The 17,924-nt window shown below is 73.2% G+C and carries 21 protein-coding genes; 8 read left to right on the top strand and 13 right to left on the bottom strand.

Annotated elements, in window-relative coordinates; all coding sequences use genetic code 11:
• Positions 1–35: 35 nt before the first annotated feature.
• Complete coding sequence (locus tag C1J01_RS33660) at positions 36–1,049, top strand: CobW family GTP-binding protein (protein WP_111183001.1); 1,014 nt, start codon at positions 36–38, stop codon at positions 1,047–1,049.
• Positions 1,046–2,062 (top strand): WD40 repeat domain-containing protein, encoded by a 1,017-nt coding sequence (locus C1J01_RS33655; RefSeq protein ID WP_111183000.1) that lies wholly within the window; start codon positions 1,046–1,048, stop codon positions 2,060–2,062. The genes C1J01_RS33660 and C1J01_RS33655 overlap by 4 nt, the downstream gene beginning before the upstream one ends.
• 340 nt (positions 2,063–2,402) lie before the next feature.
• On the opposite strand, the gene C1J01_RS33650 is transcribed toward C1J01_RS33655, so the two are convergent.
• From C1J01_RS33650 to C1J01_RS33620, 7 genes are all read right to left on the bottom strand, one after another.
• Positions 2,403–3,788 carry a tetratricopeptide repeat protein gene (locus C1J01_RS33650; RefSeq protein ID WP_111183005.1) on the bottom strand — a complete coding sequence of 462 codons (1,386 nt, stop codon included), beginning with the start codon at positions 3,786–3,788 and terminating at the stop codon, positions 2,403–2,405.
• 81 nt (positions 3,789–3,869) lie between these two features.
• Positions 3,870–4,811 (bottom strand): urease accessory protein UreH domain-containing protein, encoded by a 942-nt coding sequence (locus tag C1J01_RS33645; RefSeq protein ID WP_111182999.1) that lies wholly within the window; start codon positions 4,809–4,811, stop codon positions 3,870–3,872.
• 63 nt (positions 4,812–4,874) lie between these two features.
• Positions 4,875–5,156 (bottom strand): SHOCT domain-containing protein, encoded by a 282-nt coding sequence (locus C1J01_RS33640; protein ID WP_111182998.1) that lies wholly within the window; start codon positions 5,154–5,156, stop codon positions 4,875–4,877.
• A 134-nt stretch (positions 5,157–5,290) separates the two neighbouring features.
• Positions 5,291–5,662 carry a VOC family protein gene (locus C1J01_RS33635; RefSeq protein WP_111182997.1) on the bottom strand — a complete coding sequence of 124 codons (372 nt, stop codon included), beginning with the start codon at positions 5,660–5,662 and terminating at the stop codon, positions 5,291–5,293.
• A complete protein-coding gene (locus tag C1J01_RS33630) occupies positions 5,646–6,410 on the bottom strand; it encodes a class I SAM-dependent methyltransferase (protein ID WP_111182996.1) in 765 nt (254 codons plus the stop codon). The genes C1J01_RS33635 and C1J01_RS33630 overlap by 17 nt, the downstream gene beginning before the upstream one ends.
• Before the next feature lie 49 nt (positions 6,411–6,459).
• Positions 6,460–6,909 carry a Clp protease N-terminal domain-containing protein gene (locus C1J01_RS33625; protein ID WP_111182995.1) on the bottom strand — a complete coding sequence of 150 codons (450 nt, stop codon included), beginning with the start codon at positions 6,907–6,909 and terminating at the stop codon, positions 6,460–6,462.
• Between the two features lie 10 nt (positions 6,910–6,919).
• Positions 6,920–7,123 carry a helix-turn-helix domain-containing protein gene (locus C1J01_RS33620; RefSeq protein ID WP_181449102.1) on the bottom strand — a complete coding sequence of 68 codons (204 nt, stop codon included), beginning with the start codon at positions 7,121–7,123 and terminating at the stop codon, positions 6,920–6,922.
• 52 nt (positions 7,124–7,175) lie between these two features.
• Between C1J01_RS33620 and C1J01_RS33615 the strand changes: the two genes are divergently transcribed.
• Positions 7,176–8,612, top strand: a complete 1,437-nt coding sequence (locus C1J01_RS33615; RefSeq protein WP_111182994.1) for an FAD-dependent oxidoreductase — start codon at positions 7,176–7,178, stop codon at positions 8,610–8,612.
• On the opposite strand, the gene C1J01_RS33610 is transcribed toward C1J01_RS33615, so the two are convergent.
• Entirely contained in the window at positions 8,593–9,240 is a 648-nt protein-coding gene (locus C1J01_RS33610) for a response regulator (protein WP_111182993.1), read from the bottom strand. The genes C1J01_RS33615 and C1J01_RS33610 overlap by 20 nt on opposite strands.
• Positions 9,237–10,379, bottom strand: a complete 1,143-nt coding sequence (locus C1J01_RS33605; protein ID WP_111182992.1) for a sensor histidine kinase — start codon at positions 10,377–10,379, stop codon at positions 9,237–9,239. The genes C1J01_RS33610 and C1J01_RS33605 overlap by 4 nt, the downstream gene beginning before the upstream one ends.
• A gap of 90 nt (positions 10,380–10,469) precedes the next feature.
• On the opposite strand from C1J01_RS33605, the gene C1J01_RS33600 reads away from it, so the two are divergent.
• Positions 10,470–12,200 (top strand): gamma-glutamyltransferase family protein, encoded by a 1,731-nt coding sequence (locus tag C1J01_RS33600; RefSeq protein ID WP_111183004.1) that lies wholly within the window; start codon positions 10,470–10,472, stop codon positions 12,198–12,200.
• A gap of 130 nt (positions 12,201–12,330) precedes the next feature.
• Here C1J01_RS33600 and C1J01_RS50295 read toward each other — a convergent pair whose 3' ends face one another.
• Positions 12,331–12,507 carry a hypothetical protein gene (locus C1J01_RS50295; protein WP_181449101.1) on the bottom strand — a complete coding sequence of 59 codons (177 nt, stop codon included), beginning with the start codon at positions 12,505–12,507 and terminating at the stop codon, positions 12,331–12,333.
• 136 nt (positions 12,508–12,643) lie between these two features.
• On the opposite strand from C1J01_RS50295, the gene C1J01_RS33595 reads away from it, so the two are divergent.
• Complete coding sequence (locus tag C1J01_RS33595) at positions 12,644–13,429, top strand: SURF1 family protein (RefSeq protein ID WP_181449100.1); 786 nt, start codon at positions 12,644–12,646, stop codon at positions 13,427–13,429.
• Between the two features lie 3 nt (positions 13,430–13,432).
• Positions 13,433–13,753: a DUF3817 domain-containing protein gene (locus tag C1J01_RS33590; RefSeq protein WP_111182991.1), complete on the top strand. Its 321-nt coding sequence runs from the start codon at positions 13,433–13,435 to the stop codon at positions 13,751–13,753.
• Between the two features lie 24 nt (positions 13,754–13,777).
• On the opposite strand, the gene C1J01_RS33585 is transcribed toward C1J01_RS33590, so the two are convergent.
• From C1J01_RS33585 to C1J01_RS33575, 3 genes are all read right to left on the bottom strand, one after another.
• Complete coding sequence (locus C1J01_RS33585; RefSeq protein ID WP_111182990.1) at positions 13,778–13,972, bottom strand: tail-anchor membrane protein; 195 nt, start codon at positions 13,970–13,972, stop codon at positions 13,778–13,780.
• Positions 13,973–14,096: 124 nt separating this feature from the next.
• Positions 14,097–15,170, bottom strand: a complete 1,074-nt coding sequence (locus tag C1J01_RS33580) for a serine/threonine-protein kinase (protein ID WP_111182989.1) — start codon at positions 15,168–15,170, stop codon at positions 14,097–14,099.
• 39 nt (positions 15,171–15,209) lie between these two features.
• Entirely contained in the window at positions 15,210–16,064 is an 855-nt protein-coding gene (locus tag C1J01_RS33575) for an arylamine N-acetyltransferase family protein (RefSeq protein WP_111183002.1), read from the bottom strand.
• A 72-nt stretch (positions 16,065–16,136) separates the two neighbouring features.
• On the opposite strand from C1J01_RS33575, the gene C1J01_RS33570 reads away from it, so the two are divergent.
• Entirely contained in the window at positions 16,137–16,820 is a 684-nt protein-coding gene (locus C1J01_RS33570; protein WP_235854841.1) for a response regulator transcription factor, read from the top strand.
• On the top strand, positions 16,817–17,924 hold a 1,108-nt coding region (locus C1J01_RS33565; protein ID WP_146615821.1), incomplete at its 3' end, for a sensor histidine kinase. The genes C1J01_RS33570 and C1J01_RS33565, both read left to right, overlap by 4 nt.

The raw sequence follows: 17,924 nt of genomic DNA, 5'->3' as shown, positions 1-17,924 counted from the left end.
CACCGTCCCCACCCATCCCAAGGAGCCTGACCCGAATGAACGACACCACCCCCGCGGACGGGCGCGTTCCCGTCACCGTCCTGACCGGCTTCCTCGGCTCGGGCAAGACGACGCTGCTCAACCGCATCCTCACCGAACAACACGGGCTGCGGATCGCCGTCATCGAGAACGAGTTCGGCGAGGTCGGCGTCGACGACGCCCTCGTGCTGGACGCCGAGGAAGAGATCTTCGAGATGAACAACGGATGCATCTGCTGCACCGTGCGCGGCGACCTCATCCGCATCCTCGGGGCGCTCATGCGCAGGCGCGACAAGTTCGACCACATCCTGATCGAGACGACCGGTCTCGCCGACCCGGCGCCCGTCGCCCAGACCTTCTTCATGGACGACGAGATCGCCGCCCAGCTGCGCCTGGACGCCATCGTCACCTTGGTCGACGCCGCCCACGTGCTGCGCCACCTGGACGAGGACAAGCCCGAGGGCGTGGAGAACGAGGCCGTCGAGCAGATCGCCTTCGCCGACCGCGTGGTGCTCAACAAGACCGACCTGGCCGACCAGGACACCATCGAGGAGGTGATCGCCCGCATCCGCGCCATCAACGCCCCGGTCGAGATCATCCCCGCCCGGCACGCCGAGGTCGATCTGGCCCGGATCATGGACGTCGGCGCGTTCGACCTCGACCGGGTGCTCCGTGACGACCCGGCCTTCCTCACCGACACCGAGCACCAGCACGACGCCACCGTCACCTCGGTCGGCATCGACCTGCCCGGCGAGCTGGACGAGGACCGGCTCAACCGCTGGCTCGGCGAACTGCTGCGCGCCAAGGGCGGCGACATCTTCCGTTCCAAGGGCATCCTCGCCATCGCCGGCGAACCCCGGCGCTACGTCTTCCAGGGCGTGCACATGCTGCTCGACGGCGAGTTCGGCCGGCCCTGGCAGGAGGGCGAGGCCCGGCGCAACCGGCTGGTGTTCATCGGCCGCGGGCTCGACCGCGACGCCCTGGAACGCGCCTTCGCCGGCTGCCTGGTCACCGCCGGGGCCGCCGTATGAGCGTCACCACGACCCCCGCGGCACTCGTGTGGGAGTCCGGCGTCGATGACGCGCCCGTGGCGCTCAGCGTGCGGCGCGACCTCGTCGCCGTCGCCGGTGCCGAGGGCACCGTCTGGACGCTCGACGTCGCCACCGGCGCCGGCGCCAAGGTCCTCGACCTGCCGGGCGGCTCGCTGGACGTGGCGCTGGCCCCCGACGCCCGGCATCTCGCCGCCGCCGGACCGCTCGGCCACGCGTTGTGGGCGCGCGACGGCGGCCGGGCGAGCGTCTTCGAGACGGGCGCGTGGTCGTCGAAGGCGGCCTGGGCCAACAAGGAGCGGGTCGCGATCGCCTCCGGCCGGCGGGCGCTCGTCCTCGATCCGGAGGGCGGTGAGCTGTGGGCGCCGGAGCCCGCGGCGAGCACCGTGACCGACGTGGCGTGGATGCGCGCCGGCCGCCGCCTGGCCGTGGCCGCCTACGGCGCGGTGAGCTGCCACGAACGCCACACGCCCGTGCCGGTGGCCGCCTACCGCTACGTCGGCTCGCACCTGGCGCTGGCCATCCCCGTGACCGGGCGATGGATCTGCAGCGGCAACCAGGACGCGTCCATCCATATCTGGCGCACCCGGGACGGGTCGGAGCTGACGATGTCCGGCTACCCGGAGAAGGTGAGCCGCCTCGCCTTCGACGACACCGGCACGTGGCTGGCCGCCGACGGCGCGCCGGAGGTGACCGTGTGGGACTTCTCCGGCAAGGGGCCGGCCGGCACCGCGCCCCGTACGCTGACCTGCCATGAGACGATCACGGCGCTGGCCTGGCGGCCCGGTTCGGCCGGTCATCTGGCCAGCGGCGGCGACGACGGCACCATCGCCCTGTGGCGGGCGACGTCCGGCCGGCCGGAGGCGAGGTTGCGCCCCGCCCGCACGCTGGACGGCGGGGCCGCCGTGGCCGCGCTGGCCTGGGCCGCTCCCGACGTGCTGATCGCCGCCTACCGCGACGGGCGGGTGCTGGCCCACCGGGTGTCCGGCCTGTGAGTCACTCTGGACCGCGCCAACGCGCCGCCCCATCCTGATCCCATGACGACGCCAGGGGAGCGCTCCCCACGACCGCACGACGGTCCTGGGGCATCCCGCCGATTACGCAAGGCCCCTCCTCCTGACCCGGCGACGAGATGGGTCCCGCCGGCGCCCGTGCCTCCCGCACCACCTGGGACGTCGACTGGGAGCTCGTCGTGAGGCTGACGGTCGACGGGAAGGCGGAGGAGGTGGTCGTGCGCTCCGACGGCACCCCGACCGGCCGGCCGTTCCGCAACCCCGGGAAGCTCTACGGGCCGTCGGTCAGGTCGCGACGTGCGGCCGTGACAGGCGTGCCGCCTCACCGTACGCCGAGGCGGCGGCGCAGGTCGCGAGCCGTGGCGAGCACGTGCTGGAGCTCGCCCGGGCTCGGCCACGGCGCGCTGCCCGGCCGCAGCAGCGTGCCGCGTACCGACGCCAGGTGTTCCACCGCGCTCGCGTGCACCCCGCTGCGCCGCACCAGCCAGCCGATGACGTCGGTGTGGTCGTGCAGCGGCCGGGTCACCACGTCCCACGTGCCGAGGACCTCGGCCAGGTCGGCGACGTCCAGCGCGACCCCGCCGCCGCGTCCGGTGGCGGCGGCGGCCAGCTCCGCCCGCGCGGTCAGCTCCGGCTCGGTCGGCCGCCCCCACGCGGGCGGCGGAGGATCCGACAACCACGCCTGCGCCTCGCCGTGGCGGCCGGCGACCGACAGCAGCCCGCCCAGTTCGACGGCGGCCGCGTGGTGCCCGGCCCTGGCCGCCTGCCGGAACCAGTGCTGACCGCCCGCCAGGTCGCCGTACTCGGCGATGAGCAGCAGGCCGTAGTTGAACGCCGACTCGGCGTCCCCGCCCGCCGCGGCCCGCCCGAACCAGTGGCTGGCCGCCGAGGTGTCGCCCAGCTCCACGCAGACGAACCCGGCCATCCGCTGGTCCTCCACCCGCCCCGCGCCCGCGGCCTGCTCGAACCAGGCCCGCGCCGCACGCAGGTCGCCCCGCGACAACGCCACGCCGCCGAGCCGGGAGGCGGCCCCCGGGTGCTCGTTCTTGGCGGCCAGCCGGTAGTAGGCCTCGGCGCCCTCGGGGTCGCGGCTGGCGTGCAGGTAGAGGCCCATGCAGTACGCCGAGTCGGCGTGGCCGCCCCGCGCCCCGCACTCCCACCAGCGCACGGTCTCCTCGTCGTCGCCCGCCGAGTACGCGAGGAACCCGAGGTCGTGGGCGGAGGCCACGTCGCCGCCGGCGGCCGCCTGACGGTGCCACTCGCGCGCCGCGGCCTGCTCGCCCTCCTCCTCGCACAGCAGCGCCAGCCGGCGGGCGGCCGTCCTGGACCCGGCCAGGGCCGCGCTCTCGTACCAGACCCGCGCCGCCGCCACGTCGCCGCGCTGCTCCAGCAGGATCGTGGCCAGGTTGGTCGCGGCCTCGGCGTCGCCGGTGCTGGCGGCGGCCTCGTACCAGGTGACGGCCTCCTCCAGGGTGCCGTGCTGCTCGTGCCAGACGCCCAGGTTGTAGGCGCTGTCGACGTTGCCGAGCCTGGCGGCCCGCTCCCACCAGAGCTTCGCCGCGGCGCGGTCGCCGTACTGGGCGTAGAGCTTGCCGAGCCGGTGCGCGGCCTGCGCGTCGCCCTCCCGCGCGGCGGCCAGCAACTCGGCCTCGTCTCCCACGCGCGGCGCCGGTACGGACGGCGCCGGCGCCTCTCCTTGCCAGGCCATGGCGACAGAGTGGCACGTGATCGCCCTGTTGCCCACCGTAATGGCCGACACTTGACATCCCGGCCCGCCTCCAGCGAGCCGTCAGGAGAACATGATGAATCCCGCGAACATGCCCATGCCGCAGACGTACCGCAGTGAGCCGGGCGGTTGCGGCGGCAGCCGTACGGTGGCCGGCAGCGCCACGTCGCGCCCGTCGATGGCCACCGTGCCGGTGCAGCCGGGGTCGGCGACCTTGAAGACCACCTCGACGGGCACGCCCGCGGGCGCGTTCACCATGGAGGGGCGGTAGCCGTCGCGGGTCGCCCAGACGGTGACCACCGGTTGCGGCGGCCCGGCCGCGGCGGGCGCGGGGGCGGCGAGCCAGCCGCCCAGGCTGACGCCCGCCGCCGCGGTCCACAGGCCGGCGGCGATCGCCACCGCCCCGGCCAGCCGGGCCAGCCTGGTGCGCGAGACGCGCCGCAGCACCCAGCCGAGCAGCGCGAACGCGGGCGCGGTGCCGAGCACGAACCCCGCCATCGCCGCGGCCCCCGCCAGCGGCGATCCGCTGGAGATCGCGATCATCTCCATGCTCAGCGTCACCCCGCAGGGCACCAGGATGGTGGCCGCCCCCAGCAGGGGAGCCTGGTACGCGCGGCGCGGGCGCGGCTCGGGCGCGCAGTGGCCGGGGCCGCGCCGCCACAGCCGCACCGCGAAGGCGACGATCGTGAGCCCGGCCGTGACCAGCAGCACCGCCCGCGCCTGCGGCGGCAGGCTGACGGCAGAGCCGAGCAGGCCGAGCAGCGCCCCCGCCGCGGTGTGCGAGACGAGGCGGCCGGCGAGGAACCAGACCGTGGCGCGGCGGTCGTCCACGACGCCCATGAGCAGGCCGCCCTGCGCCGCCGCGCACGTGGCGGTGCCGGCCAGCAGACCGGCCGCGACGCCGCCGGCGAGCAGGGCGGCGGCCTGCGCGCTCAGGGCCGGGTGAAGGGCTCGGCGGTGTACCGGCCGCGGAAGCTGACGCTCATGTTCGTCCCCACTCTCCATGACGTCGGTATACGCAACGTAACGCGACGCCATGGATGCGGCCAGTGACAGTTTCGTGAGGGTTCAGGAAGAACCGCCCCTGAGGACGGACATCCGCTCCAGGTACTCGTCGTCGCTCATCTCGCCGCGGGCGTACCGCTCGGCGAGGATCTGCTCCGCGGACGCGGTCGGCGTCGGCGGGGCCGCTGGAGCGGCGGCCGGGCGTCGCGGCCCCCACCAGCCCTTGCGCCAGCCCGTGACGGCGAGCGCGATGACGGCGACCCAGGCCAGCCCCCAGATGATCGGGAAGACCGGCGTGAAACCCCCGGCGCCCCAGTGCGGCGCCAGCTGTGCGATCGTGTGCATGTTCTCCTCCTTCGGCGTATGCCTCCACACTCCGCCGAAGAAGCCCCTCCCGAATCGCACCCCGGTCCCGTTCCCCGATCCTCCGCAGGGAGTGCCCGGGGCCCTGCCGCCCTACGACGACGGGTGTACGGGGATCACGCCAGGCAGAACTCGTTGCCCTCGGGGTCGATCATGACGACCCAGTCGTCGAACGTGGTGACGAGCCGGGCGCCGAGGCCGAGCAGGCGGTCGATCTCGGAGTCGAGGTCGTCGGCGCGCAGGTCGAGGTGGAGCCGGTTCTTGTGCACCTTGCGCTCCGGCACCCGCTGGAACCACAGCCGCGGCAGCCCGCCGTCGACCAGCACCGTCGGATCGTCCTCCGGGTCGAGCACGCCCTCCGCGCGCAGCCGCGCCAGCTCCTCCTCGTCGTACGGCGCCACGGCGTAGCCGTCCAGCGCCTGCGCCCAGAACCTGGCCAGAGAGGCCGGATGCCGGCAGTCGATCACCACGTCATGCAGCCGCGCCATCGGGCCTCCTCGCCTCGATCAGGAAACGGGAGGAGCGGGCCACGAACGGCCCTTCCGCCTCGATCCGCTCGTGCAGCTCGCGCAGCCGGTCGGCGTAGCGCTCGACGGAGAACCCCGGCACGATCCAGATCACCTTGCGCAGGAAGTAGATCACCGCCCCGACGTCGTGGAACTCCATGCGCAACCGCTCGAAGCGCAGGTCGACCACGTCGAGCCCGGCCGACTGCGCGGCCTTCCTGGCCGCCTCGGGCTCGCGGGCGGTGCCGTCGTACGGGCCGATGAAGAACTCGGTCAGCTCGGCCACACTGCGCGGCCCCACCTGCTGGGAGAAGTACGAGCCGCCGGGCCGCAGCACGCGGGCGATCTCCTCCCACCACGTCTCGACCGGGTGGCGGCTGGTCACCAGGTCGAACGACGCGTCGCGGAACGGCAGGCGCGGCTCGTCGTCGTCGGCCACCACCCAGGCTCCGCGCGGCCGCAGCCGGGCCGCCGCCAGCGCCAGGTTGGGCGGCCACGACTCGGTGGCCACGGTGATCGGCGGCAGCGCGGGCACGCCGGCCAGGATCTCGCCCCCGCCGGTCTGCACGTCGAGCGCCGCGCGCGCCCCGGCCATGCGCTCGCCGAGCAGCCGGGCGTAACCCCACGAAGGCCGCTCCTCGCTGGCCCGGCCGTCGAGCCAGGAGAAGTCCCAGCCCGCCACGGACACCGTGTTGGCCTCCTGGACGAGGTCGTCATACGAGCGCCGCATGCTACGACCTTGGCAGGGGACGACCTTCGCAATCAACCAAATTTCCTCATCAGATGCGGCTGCGTACCGTCGTCCGGTCGATGCCGAGCTGGTCGACGAGCTGCGCGACGGGGTCGGGCGGGGTCTGCTCCAGCAGGCCCAGTGTCAGGTGGCGCGGGACCTCGTGCCTGGTCTTCATGGTGGTGGCCTTGATGGCCTGGTTGAGCACGGCGCGGGCGCTCGACGTGAGCGCCGTGTCGGGCACACGTGGGTGCTTGCGCGGGGTGCCGGGCAGGTCGCCGACCTCAAGGCCCAGCATGCGCAGCGCCGCGCGGTCGAGCTCCTCGAGCGCCGTGCGGGCGGCGGCCAGGTCGACGCCGAGCGCCTGCGCGGACTCCGGGTGGTGGAGCAAGCCGAGCAGCAGGTGCTCGGTGCCCATGCGGCGGTCGCCGCGCAGCCGGGCCTCCTCGAAGGCGGCCTTGATCACGACCGCCAGCGGGCTCTTCTCCTTGCCGAACATCGCCCCGCCCTCACTTCCCGTACTTGGCGTGCACCGACTGCCGTGACATGCCGAGCGCGTCGCCGATCTGCTCCCAGGTCCAGCCCTGCTCCCTGGCCAGCGCCACGGACACCGCCTCGACCTGCTCGGCCAGCCGGTGCAGCGCGCCGACCGCCCGCAGGCCCATGGCGGGGTCGTTGGCGCGGATCCGCTCGGACAGCTCTGTAACGTCCACGGTTGTCAGGCTAGATTGACAGAGCCGATTTTGTCAATCTAGCCTGACAGGCATGGAGGATGTGCTGATCGTGGGGGCGGGACCGGTCGGGCTGATGCTCGCGTGCGAGCTGAGCCTGTCGGGAGTCCGCCCGATCGTGCTGGACAAGAGATCCGAGCCGAGCGAGCTGCCCAGGGCCAACGGGCTGGTCGGCCAGATCGTCGACTTACTGGATCACCGAGGGCTGCTGGAGCGGTTCGCCGAGGGCAGCCCGTTCGCCGGCCGGGCGCCGGGGTTCCCGTTCGGGTCGGTGCCGCTGCGGTTCGACGGGATCGACGACAGCCCGCTGCGTCTGCTGCTGATCCAGCAGACCCGGCTGGAGCGGCTGCTGGCCGAGCGGGCGCGGGAGCTCGGGGCCGAGGTCAGGCGGGGGTGCGAGGTCCGCTCGCTCTCCCAGGACGAGGAAGGGGTGACGCTCGACGTCGGCGACGCGCGGATCCGGGCCCGGTACGTGGTCGGCTGCGACGGCGCCAAGAGCCTCGTCCGCGAGCAGGCGGGGATCGCCTTCCCCGGCGCCACCGACGAGGAGAGGATGCTGATCGGCCACTTCAAGGCCGACATGAAGGTGTTCGAGTCCCTGGAGGCGGCGGGTCTGGAGCCGGGCTGGACCCGGCGGCCGGCCGGACGGGTGCTGTTCACCTCGCTGCACGACGGCGTGCTCGTCGCCGGCGTACGGGACCGGGGCGAGGCCACCGGCGACACCGTGACGCCGGAGGTCTTCCACGCCGCCGTCCGCCGCGTGCTCGGCGTGGACGTGCCGCTCGGCGAGCCGATCTGGTTGTCGAGCACGGCCACGCAGGCCCGGCTCGCCGAACGGTACCGGGCCGGGCGGGTGTTCCTGGCAGGCGACGCCGCCCACCTGTTCCCGGTGGGTGGGTCGGCGCTCAACGTCGGCATGACGGACGCGGTCAACCTCGGCTGGAAACTGGCCGCCAGGCTGCGCGGGCGGGTGCCGGACGCGCTGCTCGACACCTACGAGTCCGAACGCCGGCCGGTCGGCGAGCGCACGCTCACGCAGACCCGCGCGCAGGCGGCCATCGACGGCGTGGAGGGCGAGGACGGCGCGGCGCTGCGCGAACTGCTCGCCGAGGTGTTCGCCTTCGAGCAGCCCGCCCGCCACCTGGCCACACTGCTGCACGACTCCGGCATCCGCTACGACGTCGGTCAGGGGCCGGCCGGCCGGTTCCTGACCGATCCGGGCCTGGCGGAGCTGGCGGGCGGGGCGCTGCGCGCGGCCCGGCCCGTGCTGCTCGACCTCACCGGCGGCGCACCGGGGGAGCGCTGGACGGGGAACGACCGGATCGAGGTGGTCCGGGCCCGCCACGACGACCCGCCCGCGGACGCGCTCCTGATCCGCCCCGACGGCTACGTGGCCTGGGCGGGCGCGGACGGCGTCGAGGAGGCGGCCGAACGGTGGTTCGGCGCGACGGTCACAACCAGCCCGGCCTGACCAGCCCCGACTCGTAGGCGATGACGACCAGCTGGGCACGGTCGCGGGCATGGAGCTTCATCATGGCCCGGCTCACGTGGGTCTTGGCGGTGGCGGGCGACATGAACAGCTTGGCGGCGATCTCGTCGTTCGTCATGCCGGTGCCGACGAGGGCGAGCACCTCGCGTTCGCGCTCGGTGAGCTGGTCGAGGCCGTCGGCGGCGACCGGCTCCTTGGCGCGGGAGGCGTACTCGGCGATGAGGCGGCGGGTCACGCTCGGCGACAGCAGCGCCTCCCCGGCCGCCACCACCCGCACGGCCTGGATCAGCTCGGCCGGCTCGGTGTCCTTGACCAGGAAGCCGCTGGCGCCGCCGCGCAGCGCCTCGAAGACGTACTCGTCCAGCTCGAACGTCGTCAGGATGATGATGTGCGGCCCCGGCGGCATCTGCCGGGTGGCGGTCAGGCCGTCGGTGCCGGGCATGCGGATGTCCATCAGCACGACGTCGGGCTGATGCTCGGCCGCCAGCCGCACGGCCTGCGCGCCGTCGGACGCCTCGGCGACCACGGTCATGTCGGGCTGCGCGTCGAGCAGCGCCTTGAAGCCCGCCCGCACCAGCGCCTGGTCGTCGGCCAGCAGCACCTTGATCATGAGGTCTCCTCGGGTAGGGGGAAGCGGGCCTCGACCTGGAACCCGGGCCCTGACGGGCCGGCGACCAGCGTCCCGCCGAGCGCCGCGGCCCGTTCGCGCATGCCGGGGATGCCGTTGCCGCTGCCCGACTCCGACAGCGACTCCGACAGCGACTCCGACGGCGACTCCGACGGCGCGGGCGGCGTCGTGGCGCCGGTGTCGCTGACCCGTACGACCAGCTCCTTCTCGCCGTACTCCAGGCGCACGCCCACCTCCGCGCCGGGCGCGTGCCGGGCGGCGTTGGTGAGGGACTCCTGCACGATCCGGTACGCCGCCCGCTCCACCTGCGGCGGCAGCGGCCGGGAGCCGACCCTTTTGAGCGTCACCGTGAGCCCCGAGCGTTCGACCAGCTCGTCGAGCCGGTCGAGCCCGGCAGTGGGGGAGCGCGGGGCACCGTCGCGCAGGACGTTCAGCACCGAGCGCATCTCCCCGAGCACCTCCTTGGAGGCCGTCTTGATGGTGGCCAGCGCCGTCCTGGCCTGCTCGGGGTTGGCGTCGATGAGGTGCAGCGCGGTGGACGCCTGCACGTGGATGAGGGAGATGTTGTGCGCCAGCACGTCGTGCAGCTCCTGCGCCATCGTCAGCCGCTCCTCGCTGGCCTGCCGCCTGGCCTCCTCCTCGGCGGTGCGCTCGCGCTCGGCCCGGCGCTCCTTGACGATCCTGACCAGCTCGGCCACGACCATCAGCAGCATGATGAACGTGAGGATCCACACGTTGTGGAACCAGTCGCGGTTGCCGACCAGCCAGGCGTAGCTCAGGAACGACAGCAGCGTCATCCCCGCCATGCTCCACGCCATCAGCCTGCGGCCCCGCGTGACCAGCAGGAACAGCAGCACGGCCGGGCTGATGAAGCACGGCCCGTAGGGGTAGCCGGCGATCAGGTACAGGTCGCAGGCGCCCAGCGCGGCGGCCGTGGTCAGCAGCGGGAAGCGCCGGCTGAGCAGCACCGCGACCGGCCCGGCCAGCAACAGCGCGTACGCGTAGGCGTCGAGCGGCTCGCGGGTGAACTGCTGGCCCCACGCCGCGCCCCGGGCGACCACCATCGTGGCCGCAGCCACGATGAGGGCGAGATAAGGGTCGAACGTCCTGCGCACGCCCATTAACGTAGGCCAGCTCCCGTGAGCCGCGCATCATCCCAGCGTGTGACGGAGCACTACCGCGATGGGCGTATCTGCGTCATTGTGGACAACATGCGCCGTGTGATCTTTCCCGCAGCAGCAGTCCTCGCCGTCTCCCTCCTGCACGTGCCGCCCGCGTCGGCCGACCCGCCGCGGAAGACGCCGGTCGCCGAGGGGTACGGCGGCGCCGTCGCCACCGTCGACCTCGAGGCCAGCAAGGCGGCCATCGCCGTGCTCAGGAAGGGCGGCAACGCCGTGGACGCGGCCGTCGCGGCGGGCGCCGTGCTCGGCGTGACCGAGCCGTACTCGGCGGGCCTGGCCGGCGGCGGCTTCATGGTCTACTACGACGCTCGCAAGCGTAAAGTCTTCACCATCGACGGCCGCGAGACCGCGCCGAAGGCGATGGGGCCCACCACGTTCGAGGGCATCCCGTTCGACGAGGGCGTCACCAGCGGGCTGTCGGCGGGGGTGCCCGGCACGGTCGCCAACTGGGACCTGGCCCTGCGCAGGTTCGGCACGCTCTCGCTCAGGCAGGCGCTCCAACCGGCCGTCGAGGTGGCCTCCAGAGGCTTCGTGGTGGACCAGACGTTCCACGACCAGACGGCCGCCAACGCCGACCGCTTCAAGGACTTCACCTCGACGGCCGAGCTCTACCTGCCGAACGGTGCGCCGCCACCGGTCGGCTCGGTGTTCAGGAACCCGGAGCTCGCGGCCACGTACCGGGAGCTGGGCAGGCGCGGTCCCGAGTGGCTGTACGGCGGGCAGCTCGGCAAGGAGGTCGTGGCCACGGTCAAGCGGCCGCCGGTCACCCCCGGCAGCACCCGCAACGTGCGGCCCGGCCTGATGGAGCTGTCCGACCTGCGTGACTACCGCGCCCTGCTGCGCGAGCCCACGAAGGTGTCGTACAAGAACCTCGACGTGTACGGCATGGCGCCGCCCTCGTCCGGCGGCTCCACGGTCGGCGAGGCGCTCAACATCCTCGAGGCGCTGCCCGAGGTGGGCCTGCACGAATACCTGGAGGCGTCCAGGCTGGCCTACGCCGACCGCGGCCAGTACGTCGGCGACATCCCCGGCGTGCCGCTGGACGAGCTGCTGTCCGACGGCTTCGCCAAGGAACGCGCCTGCCTGATCGGCGAGCGCGCCATGCCCCACCCGGCCGCCCCCGGCGACCCCGACGGCTCGTACGGGCCGTGCGCGGAGCCCGGCGGCACCGCGACGCCGGTCGCCAAGGAGGGCCCGGAGACCACTCACCTCGTGGTCGCCGACCGCTGGGGCAACGTGATCGCCTACAACCTGACCATCGAGTCCACCGGCGGCAACGGCATCGTGGTGCCCGGCCGCGGCGTGCTGCTCAACAACGAGCTGACCGACTTCACGTTCGGCCCGGCCCCCGGCGACCCGAACCTGCCTGGCCCCGGCAAGCGCCCGCGCTCGTCGATGGCGCCGACGCTGGTGTTCGAGAAGGGCCGTCCGGTGCTGGCGGTCGGCTCGCCCGGCGGCTCGACCATCATCACGACCGTGCTGCAGATCCTGCTCAACCGGTACGAGTGGGGCATGGACCTGCCCGAGGCGCTGGCCGCGCCGCGCGCCACCCAGCGCAACACGGCGCAGACGCAGGCCGAGCCGGCGTTCCTGCAGAAGTACCAGGCCGAGCTGGAGGCCCAGGGTCACAGCTTCGCCGGCAACCCGGAGATCGGCGCCGCCACGGCCCTGGAGTTCCTGAGCCGCGACCGCGTCCAGGCCGTCGCCGAACCGACCCGCCGCGGCGGCGGCAGCGCGCTGGTCGTCTCCTCCCGCAGATGACCCCGTGAGCGCCCTGCTCGGCTCGCTCCGCCCGCCGAGCAGGGCGTTCGCACATCCTGCGCGGGAACTCCGGCCGGGAACGACGAAAACCCGCCACGGCGCCGCGGCGGGTGACTTCAGCCGGAGGCGTCTACTGCAGCAGCAGGAAGGCGACGACGCCGATGATCGCGATGCCGAGGACGACCGCGAGGATGGGCAGGAGGGGCGACTTCTTGGGCTTGGCCGCGGCGGCCTCCTGCTCGCGCGCGTTCGCGAACGCGCGGAAAGCCTGGGTGTTGCCCGCCGGGTCGATGTGCTGGTCAGACATGGCCAGCAGCCTAGCCTGATCGACTGCGAAGTTTGCACTGTTTGGCGGGATCCGTAGCGGACGACCTTTGCGCAGCCGCAGGACCAGGGCCCGGGTTGATGACAGGACCACGCCCCCCGCCGGATAGTTTTGAGACATGCTGAGGACCCTGCTCTCGCCCCGGCTGCTGGGGCTGCACCTGCTGACCATCGGGGTCCTCATCGCGTTCATCCTGCTCGGGCGCTGGCAGCTCGGCGTCTTCCAGGACTCCGGCAAGCCGCACGCCGCCACGGACCCCGCGCCCGTCCCGGTCGCGTCGCTGGCCCCGGCGGGCGCCCAGATGGCCGGCCCCGTCGTGGGCCGCAAGGTCACCGCCGAGGGCGTCTACGAGGCCGACCGCCAGCTGCTGGTGGCCGACCGGCGGGCCGACGTGGACGCGCCGGGCGGCAACGTCTCGCGCGACCACGGCTACTGGGTGCTCACGCCGATCCGGCTCGACGACGGCACGCTCATGCCGGTCGTACGCGGCTGGACGGCCACGGCCGACGACCCCGCCGTGGCCGACGTGCCGCAGGGCAGGGTCACGGTGGCCGGTCGGCTGCGGCCGCAGCAGGGCACTGACAGCGTTCAGCGGCGCGCGGAGGGCCTGCCCGCCGGTCAGGTGCAGACGGTCTCCACCGGAGAGCTGGTCAACCTGTGGACCGGCCAGAAGGTCCGCACCGGGTTCGTGGTGGCGCAGCCGCCCTCGGGCTCGCTCACGCAGGTGAAGGCCGACCCGCCGGTGGTCGGCGGCACGCTGACCTGGCGTAATCTGGCATACGCCGCCAACTGGTGGATTTTCGCGGGATTCGCCGTCTTCATGTGGTTCCACTTCGTACGCGACGCCGTGCGAGCGGATCGAGAGCGCGGCAAGTCCTCCCCCGAGATGGTTCTGGAAGGTTGAACGGTGGAATCGGCTCTCAAGCCCTTCCGGGTGCTCGCGTACGTGGTCGGCTGCATGCTGCTCGTGCTCTGCGTGGGCATGGTGCTGCGTTACGGCTTCGGCGAGGCCTCACTGTCGAAGGTGATCGCGCCCATCCACGGCGGCCTCTACATGCTCTACCTGGTCGCCGTCATGAACCTGGGCATGAAGGCGCGCTGGGCGTGGCCGTACATGCTGGGCGTGATGCTGGGCGGCACGGTGCCGTTCCTGTCGTTCTACGTCGAGCGGCGGGTGACCCGGCGGGTGGCGACGGCCACGGCGGGACAGGCCGCGGCGGAGGCCTGACGGTCAGGCCCCCGCCACCCGGGTTCAGCGGCCGATGCCGCGCTTACGGGCCCGCTTGAGCCGCTCGCGCTGCGACGGGTCGAGCATCAGGTAACCCACCACGGGGGCGGCGACCACGCCGAGGACGACCAGCAGGGTGATCCATCCCGTACCGAAGATGATCAGCGAGAGCAGGACCGCGGCGCCTGCGCCGATGGCGTACTTCTGGACTGGCGACATCCTCTAACTTCCTCCGAACGCGGAGCGCGCGCCCCGCCTCTCTCACATTCTGCGTCGCAAGTCCAACGTGTGAACCCTCTGCCGAGGTTCCGTTTCGCGATGTATCGCATTCCTCGCCGGTCGGTCAGACCGGTTCGCCGGCGATCGCGCGCAGCTCCCGGCGCAGCTCCCGGCGCAGCTCATCCGGCGCCGGGCGCCGCGCCGGGTCGGCCGACAGCAGCCGCAGCAGCACGGGGCCCAGCGCGCCCGCCCTGGTGAGCGTCGCACCGGGCGCGGGCGGCGCGCCCTCCACGGCGGTGTGGAGGGTGGCCCCGAGCGACCACAGGTCGGCGGCCGGCGTCGGGGCGGCCTCCGGGGCCGTGTACGCCGGGAACGTTCCCGCGTGCGGCAGGGGCAGCAACCGTGCCCGGCCGTCCGCGTCGAGCAGGATGTTGCCCGGCTGCACCCCTCCGTGGAATCCGCCCGCCGCCAGCCGGTCGAGCACGCCGAGCCCGATCGCGGCGACGTGGGCGGGCGGCAGCGGGCCCGAGGCCGCGACGACCGCGTCCAGCGGCCGGTCCACGGCCAGCCGGTCGAGCGTCTCGCGCACCACCTCCAGCGGCGGCGGACCCGACGGGTGCAGCATCGCCCTGATCAGCGACCTGAGCGGGTCGGCGCCCGCGGCGGGCACCTGTCCGGGCGGGCGGCCCTCGACCGCGAAGTGCAGCGTGGCCGCCAGCGACCACAGGTCGGCGGAGGGCAGCACGCTCAGGCTGGGCGAGCCGAACCCGCTGAGCAGCGCTCGCCCGGTCGTGGTGAGCAGCACCTTGCCCGGATCGACCCGTCCGTGCACGACGCCCGTCTCATGAGCGGCGGTCAGCGCCGCCAGCACGCACACGCCGGCCCTGGCCGCCTGGGCGACCGGCAGCGGGCGCCGCGCGCGTACGGCCTGCTCCAGGGACACCCCCGAGGCGAACTCCATGACCAGCCACGGCGTGCCCTCCTCGACCAGCACGTCGAGCACCGGCACGGCGAAGGGGTGCCGCAGCGCGGCGGCGCGGCGCGCCTCGTCCACCGCGGCCTCGCGCAACTCGGGGAGCACCCGCAGCTCCCTGACCGCGACGTCGCGATGCTCCACCTCGTCGAAGGCCAGGCGGACGGACGCGCCGAGGGGGTTCAGCAGCCGGTAGCGACCATGCAGCTTCCTGGTCTCAGCCATGTCGAGGCGACGATAGCGCTACGAACGCGGGCGAATCCATCAGGGGGAGCCCGCGGCGAGCCAGCCCTCGTGGGCCTCGCAGACCTTGCGCCACAACGTGTCCTTCTCAACGGGCGTCACGTCGTCCAGCGGGAGCAGGAAGATGTCGGCCAGGGCGGCGTAGTAGTCCCGCGCGGAGCTCAGCGTCACCGACTGCTTGCCGTTGCCGACCCGGGACAGCAGAAGCCCGCGCAGGATGTCCACGCCGTACGCGTCGCGCCGCTGGGTCGTGGCGATCCGGACGAACCCCGACGTCGGTGCCGTGGTCAGATGCCGGTGCGTCTCGGCGAACGCCGACATCTCCGTGGGCTCCATGCCGAAGTCCATGCCGACGAACGAACCGCTCTGATCGTGCTCGAAGCGCCAGCCGCCCGGCGCCACCTGCGACGGCCGCAGCTCGTACGTGAAGGGCCCCTGCCGGTAGGTCCCCGGCACCAGGGGGAGCGGCTCGTGCAGGGCGTCGCCGAGCCCCACGTCGACCAGCCACTCACCGCCCGGGTTGGCGGCGGACGGCAGGCCGCGCGCGGTGAGCACCAGGTGGTTCCCGGTGATGCCGGGCTCGCCGCCCCGTAACTGGACGCCCGCGACGTGCCGGGTCACGTCGTAGCCGAGGGTCGTGAGCAGCTCGGAGAAGGCGCCGTTGAGGTGGTAGCAGTAGCCGCCGCGGCCCCGGACGATGCGCTCGGCCGACTCGACCGGATCGACCGTGGTCGCGCGGCCCAACCAGATCTCCAGGACCTCGTACGCGACCTTCTCGACGTGTGCGGCGTGCAGCGCCCGCAGGGATTCAGCGGTGACGGGCGTGTGAAGGAGCTCGGGCAGACCAAGGCGGCGAAGGTATGCGGGGGTGTTCACCACCACAGTCTGCACGGTTTGTGCACGAATTTAGGAGTGTCGTCTGCACAGCACGCTTCTAGGCTTTCGTACGTGCTTGAGCAGCGACGCATCCTCGTGGTCGAGGACGACGAGACCATCGCGCTGGCCGTGCGGAACCGGCTGGCCGCCGAGGGCTTCGACGTCAGAGTGGCGGGCGACGGGCAGGACGCCCTCGTCCAGTACGCCAGGGCGGAGCCGGACCTGGTGATCCTCGACCGGCTGCTGCCGGGGCTCGACGGGCTCGAGGTCTGCCGCCGCATGCAGGCGGCCCGGCCGGTGCCCGTGCTCATGCTGACCGCGCTCGGCGACGAGACCGACGTGCTCGTGGGCCTCGGTGTCGGGGCCGACGACTACCTGGCCAAGCCGTTCAGCATGCGGGAGCTGGTGGCGCGGAGCCACGCGCTGCTGCGCCGGGTCGAGCGGGCGGTCCAGCTCGCCGCCGAGGACACCGTCATCAGGGTCGGCGAGGTCGAGATCGACACCGCGGCCCGGCGGGTGTTCGTGCGGGGCGCGGAGGCGCAGCTCACCCGTACCGAGTTCGACCTGCTGCGCCGGCTCGCCGAGCGTCCGGGGCAGGTCTTCGAGCGCGGGCGGTTGTTGTCGGACGTCTGGGGGTTCTCCGAGGCGGCGGCGACCAGGACCGTCGACAGCCATGTCCGGGCGCTGCGCCGCAAGCTCGGCCCCGACGTGGTGCGGACGGTGCACGGCGTCGGCTACGCGCTGGTGCGGCGATGAGACCCCTCGACTTCCTCGGCCGGATCAAGGTCAAGCTCGGCATCGTCATCGTGCTCGCCGTGGCGACCGCGTTCGTGGTGAACGAGGTCGGCATCAACTCCGGCCTGTCGCGGGAGGTGCGCATCGCGGTCGCCGTGGTGCTGGCGCTGATCATGGTGCAGGTGCTGGCCATGGGCATGACCAAGCCGCTGCGCGAGATGGCCCGCGCCGCCCAGACCATCGCCAAGGGCAGCTACACCCTGCGCGTACGGGCCACGTCCCGGGACGAGGTGGGGGAGCTGGCCAGGGCGTTCAACGCGATGGCGGCCGACCTCGGCGAGGTGGACCGGCAGCGGCGCGAGCTGGTCGCGAACGTCAGCCACGAGCTGCGCACGCCCATCACGGGGTTGCGCGCCGTTCTGGAGAACGTCGTGGACGGCGTCTCCGCCGCCGACCCCGTCACCATGCGCACCGCGCTCGCCCAGACCGAACGCCTGGGCCGGCTCGTCGCCCAGCTGCTCGACCTGTCGCGGCTGGACTCGGGGACGCGGCCGATCGAGGCCGAGGACGTCGAGCTGGCGCCGCTGGTGGAGCAGGCGGTGCTGGAGGCGTCGCTGGCGCGCGAGGACGTCGTCATCCAGGCTGCTGTGCCCGGCGACCTCGTGGTGCGCGCCGACCCCGACCTGCTGGCCCAGGTCCTGGCGAACCTGCTCGACAACGCCGTACGCCACAGCCCGCCGGGCGGCTCGGTGACCGTGGGCGGCTCCGCCGAAGGGGACGGGGTCCGTCTCGTCGTCGCCGACTCGGGGCCGGGGATCCCGGCCGAGGCGCGGGCGCGGGTGTTCGAACGCTTCTCCCGCCTGGACGCCGGACGCGCGGCCGACGCCGGGGGCGCCGGGCTGGGGCTGGCGATCGTGAAAGAGATCGTGGAACTGCACGGGGGATCCATCCGCATCGACGACTGCGCGGGGTGCCGCATGGTCGTGGACTTACCAGGGAGGCTGACTGTGGCCGACGTGCCATCGGTACCGAACACGGGGGACCAGCAAGGGCGCGTCTTCACGCCGTCGGGAACCGTGACGGGGGACGAGGCGGGGCGTATGTTCGCGCCGTCGGGGGATGAGG

It is taken from the genome of Nonomuraea aridisoli (genome assembly GCF_003236395.1).
Lineage (GTDB): Bacteria > Actinomycetota > Actinomycetes > Streptosporangiales > Streptosporangiaceae > Nonomuraea > Nonomuraea aridisoli.
This window is presented reverse-complemented; position numbering and strand designations above follow the sequence as displayed.

Bases quoted from the DNA above. Each gene is read 5' to 3' on its own strand.
- C1J01_RS33635 (WP_111182997.1), bottom strand. From the start codon at position 5,662: ATGGCGCGGCTGCATGACGTGGTGATCGACTGCCGGCATCCGGCCTCT.
- C1J01_RS33645 (WP_111182999.1), bottom strand. From the start codon at position 4,811: ATGGAGAGTGGGGACGAACATGAGCGTCAGCTTCCGCGGCCGGTACAC.
- C1J01_RS33625 (WP_111182995.1), bottom strand. From the start codon at position 6,909: ATGTTCGGCAAGGAGAAGAGCCCGCTGGCGGTCGTGATCAAGGCCGCC.
- C1J01_RS33650 (WP_111183005.1), bottom strand. From the start codon at position 3,788: ATGGCCTGGCAAGGAGAGGCGCCGGCGCCGTCCGTACCGGCGCCGCGC.
- C1J01_RS33595 (WP_181449100.1), top strand. From the start codon at position 12,644: ATGCTGAGGACCCTGCTCTCGCCCCGGCTGCTGGGGCTGCACCTGCTG.
- C1J01_RS33610 (WP_111182993.1), bottom strand. From the start codon at position 9,240: ATGATCAAGGTGCTGCTGGCCGACGACCAGGCGCTGGTGCGGGCGGGC.
- C1J01_RS33585 (WP_111182990.1), bottom strand. From the start codon at position 13,972: ATGTCGCCAGTCCAGAAGTACGCCATCGGCGCAGGCGCCGCGGTCCTG.
- C1J01_RS33605 (WP_111182992.1), bottom strand. From the start codon at position 10,379: ATGGGCGTGCGCAGGACGTTCGACCCTTATCTCGCCCTCATCGTGGCT.
- C1J01_RS33615 (WP_111182994.1), top strand. From the start codon at position 7,176: ATGGAGGATGTGCTGATCGTGGGGGCGGGACCGGTCGGGCTGATGCTC.
- C1J01_RS50295 (WP_181449101.1), bottom strand. From the start codon at position 12,507: ATGTCTGACCAGCACATCGACCCGGCGGGCAACACCCAGGCTTTCCGC.
- C1J01_RS33655 (WP_111183000.1), top strand. From the start codon at position 1,046: ATGAGCGTCACCACGACCCCCGCGGCACTCGTGTGGGAGTCCGGCGTC.
- C1J01_RS33580 (WP_111182989.1), bottom strand. From the start codon at position 15,170: ATGGCTGAGACCAGGAAGCTGCATGGTCGCTACCGGCTGCTGAACCCC.
- C1J01_RS33640 (WP_111182998.1), bottom strand. From the start codon at position 5,156: ATGCACACGATCGCACAGCTGGCGCCGCACTGGGGCGCCGGGGGTTTC.
- C1J01_RS33600 (WP_111183004.1), top strand. From the start codon at position 10,470: ATGCGCCGTGTGATCTTTCCCGCAGCAGCAGTCCTCGCCGTCTCCCTC.
- C1J01_RS33660 (WP_111183001.1), top strand. From the start codon at position 36: ATGAACGACACCACCCCCGCGGACGGGCGCGTTCCCGTCACCGTCCTG.
- C1J01_RS33630 (WP_111182996.1), bottom strand. From the start codon at position 6,410: ATGCGGCGCTCGTATGACGACCTCGTCCAGGAGGCCAACACGGTGTCC.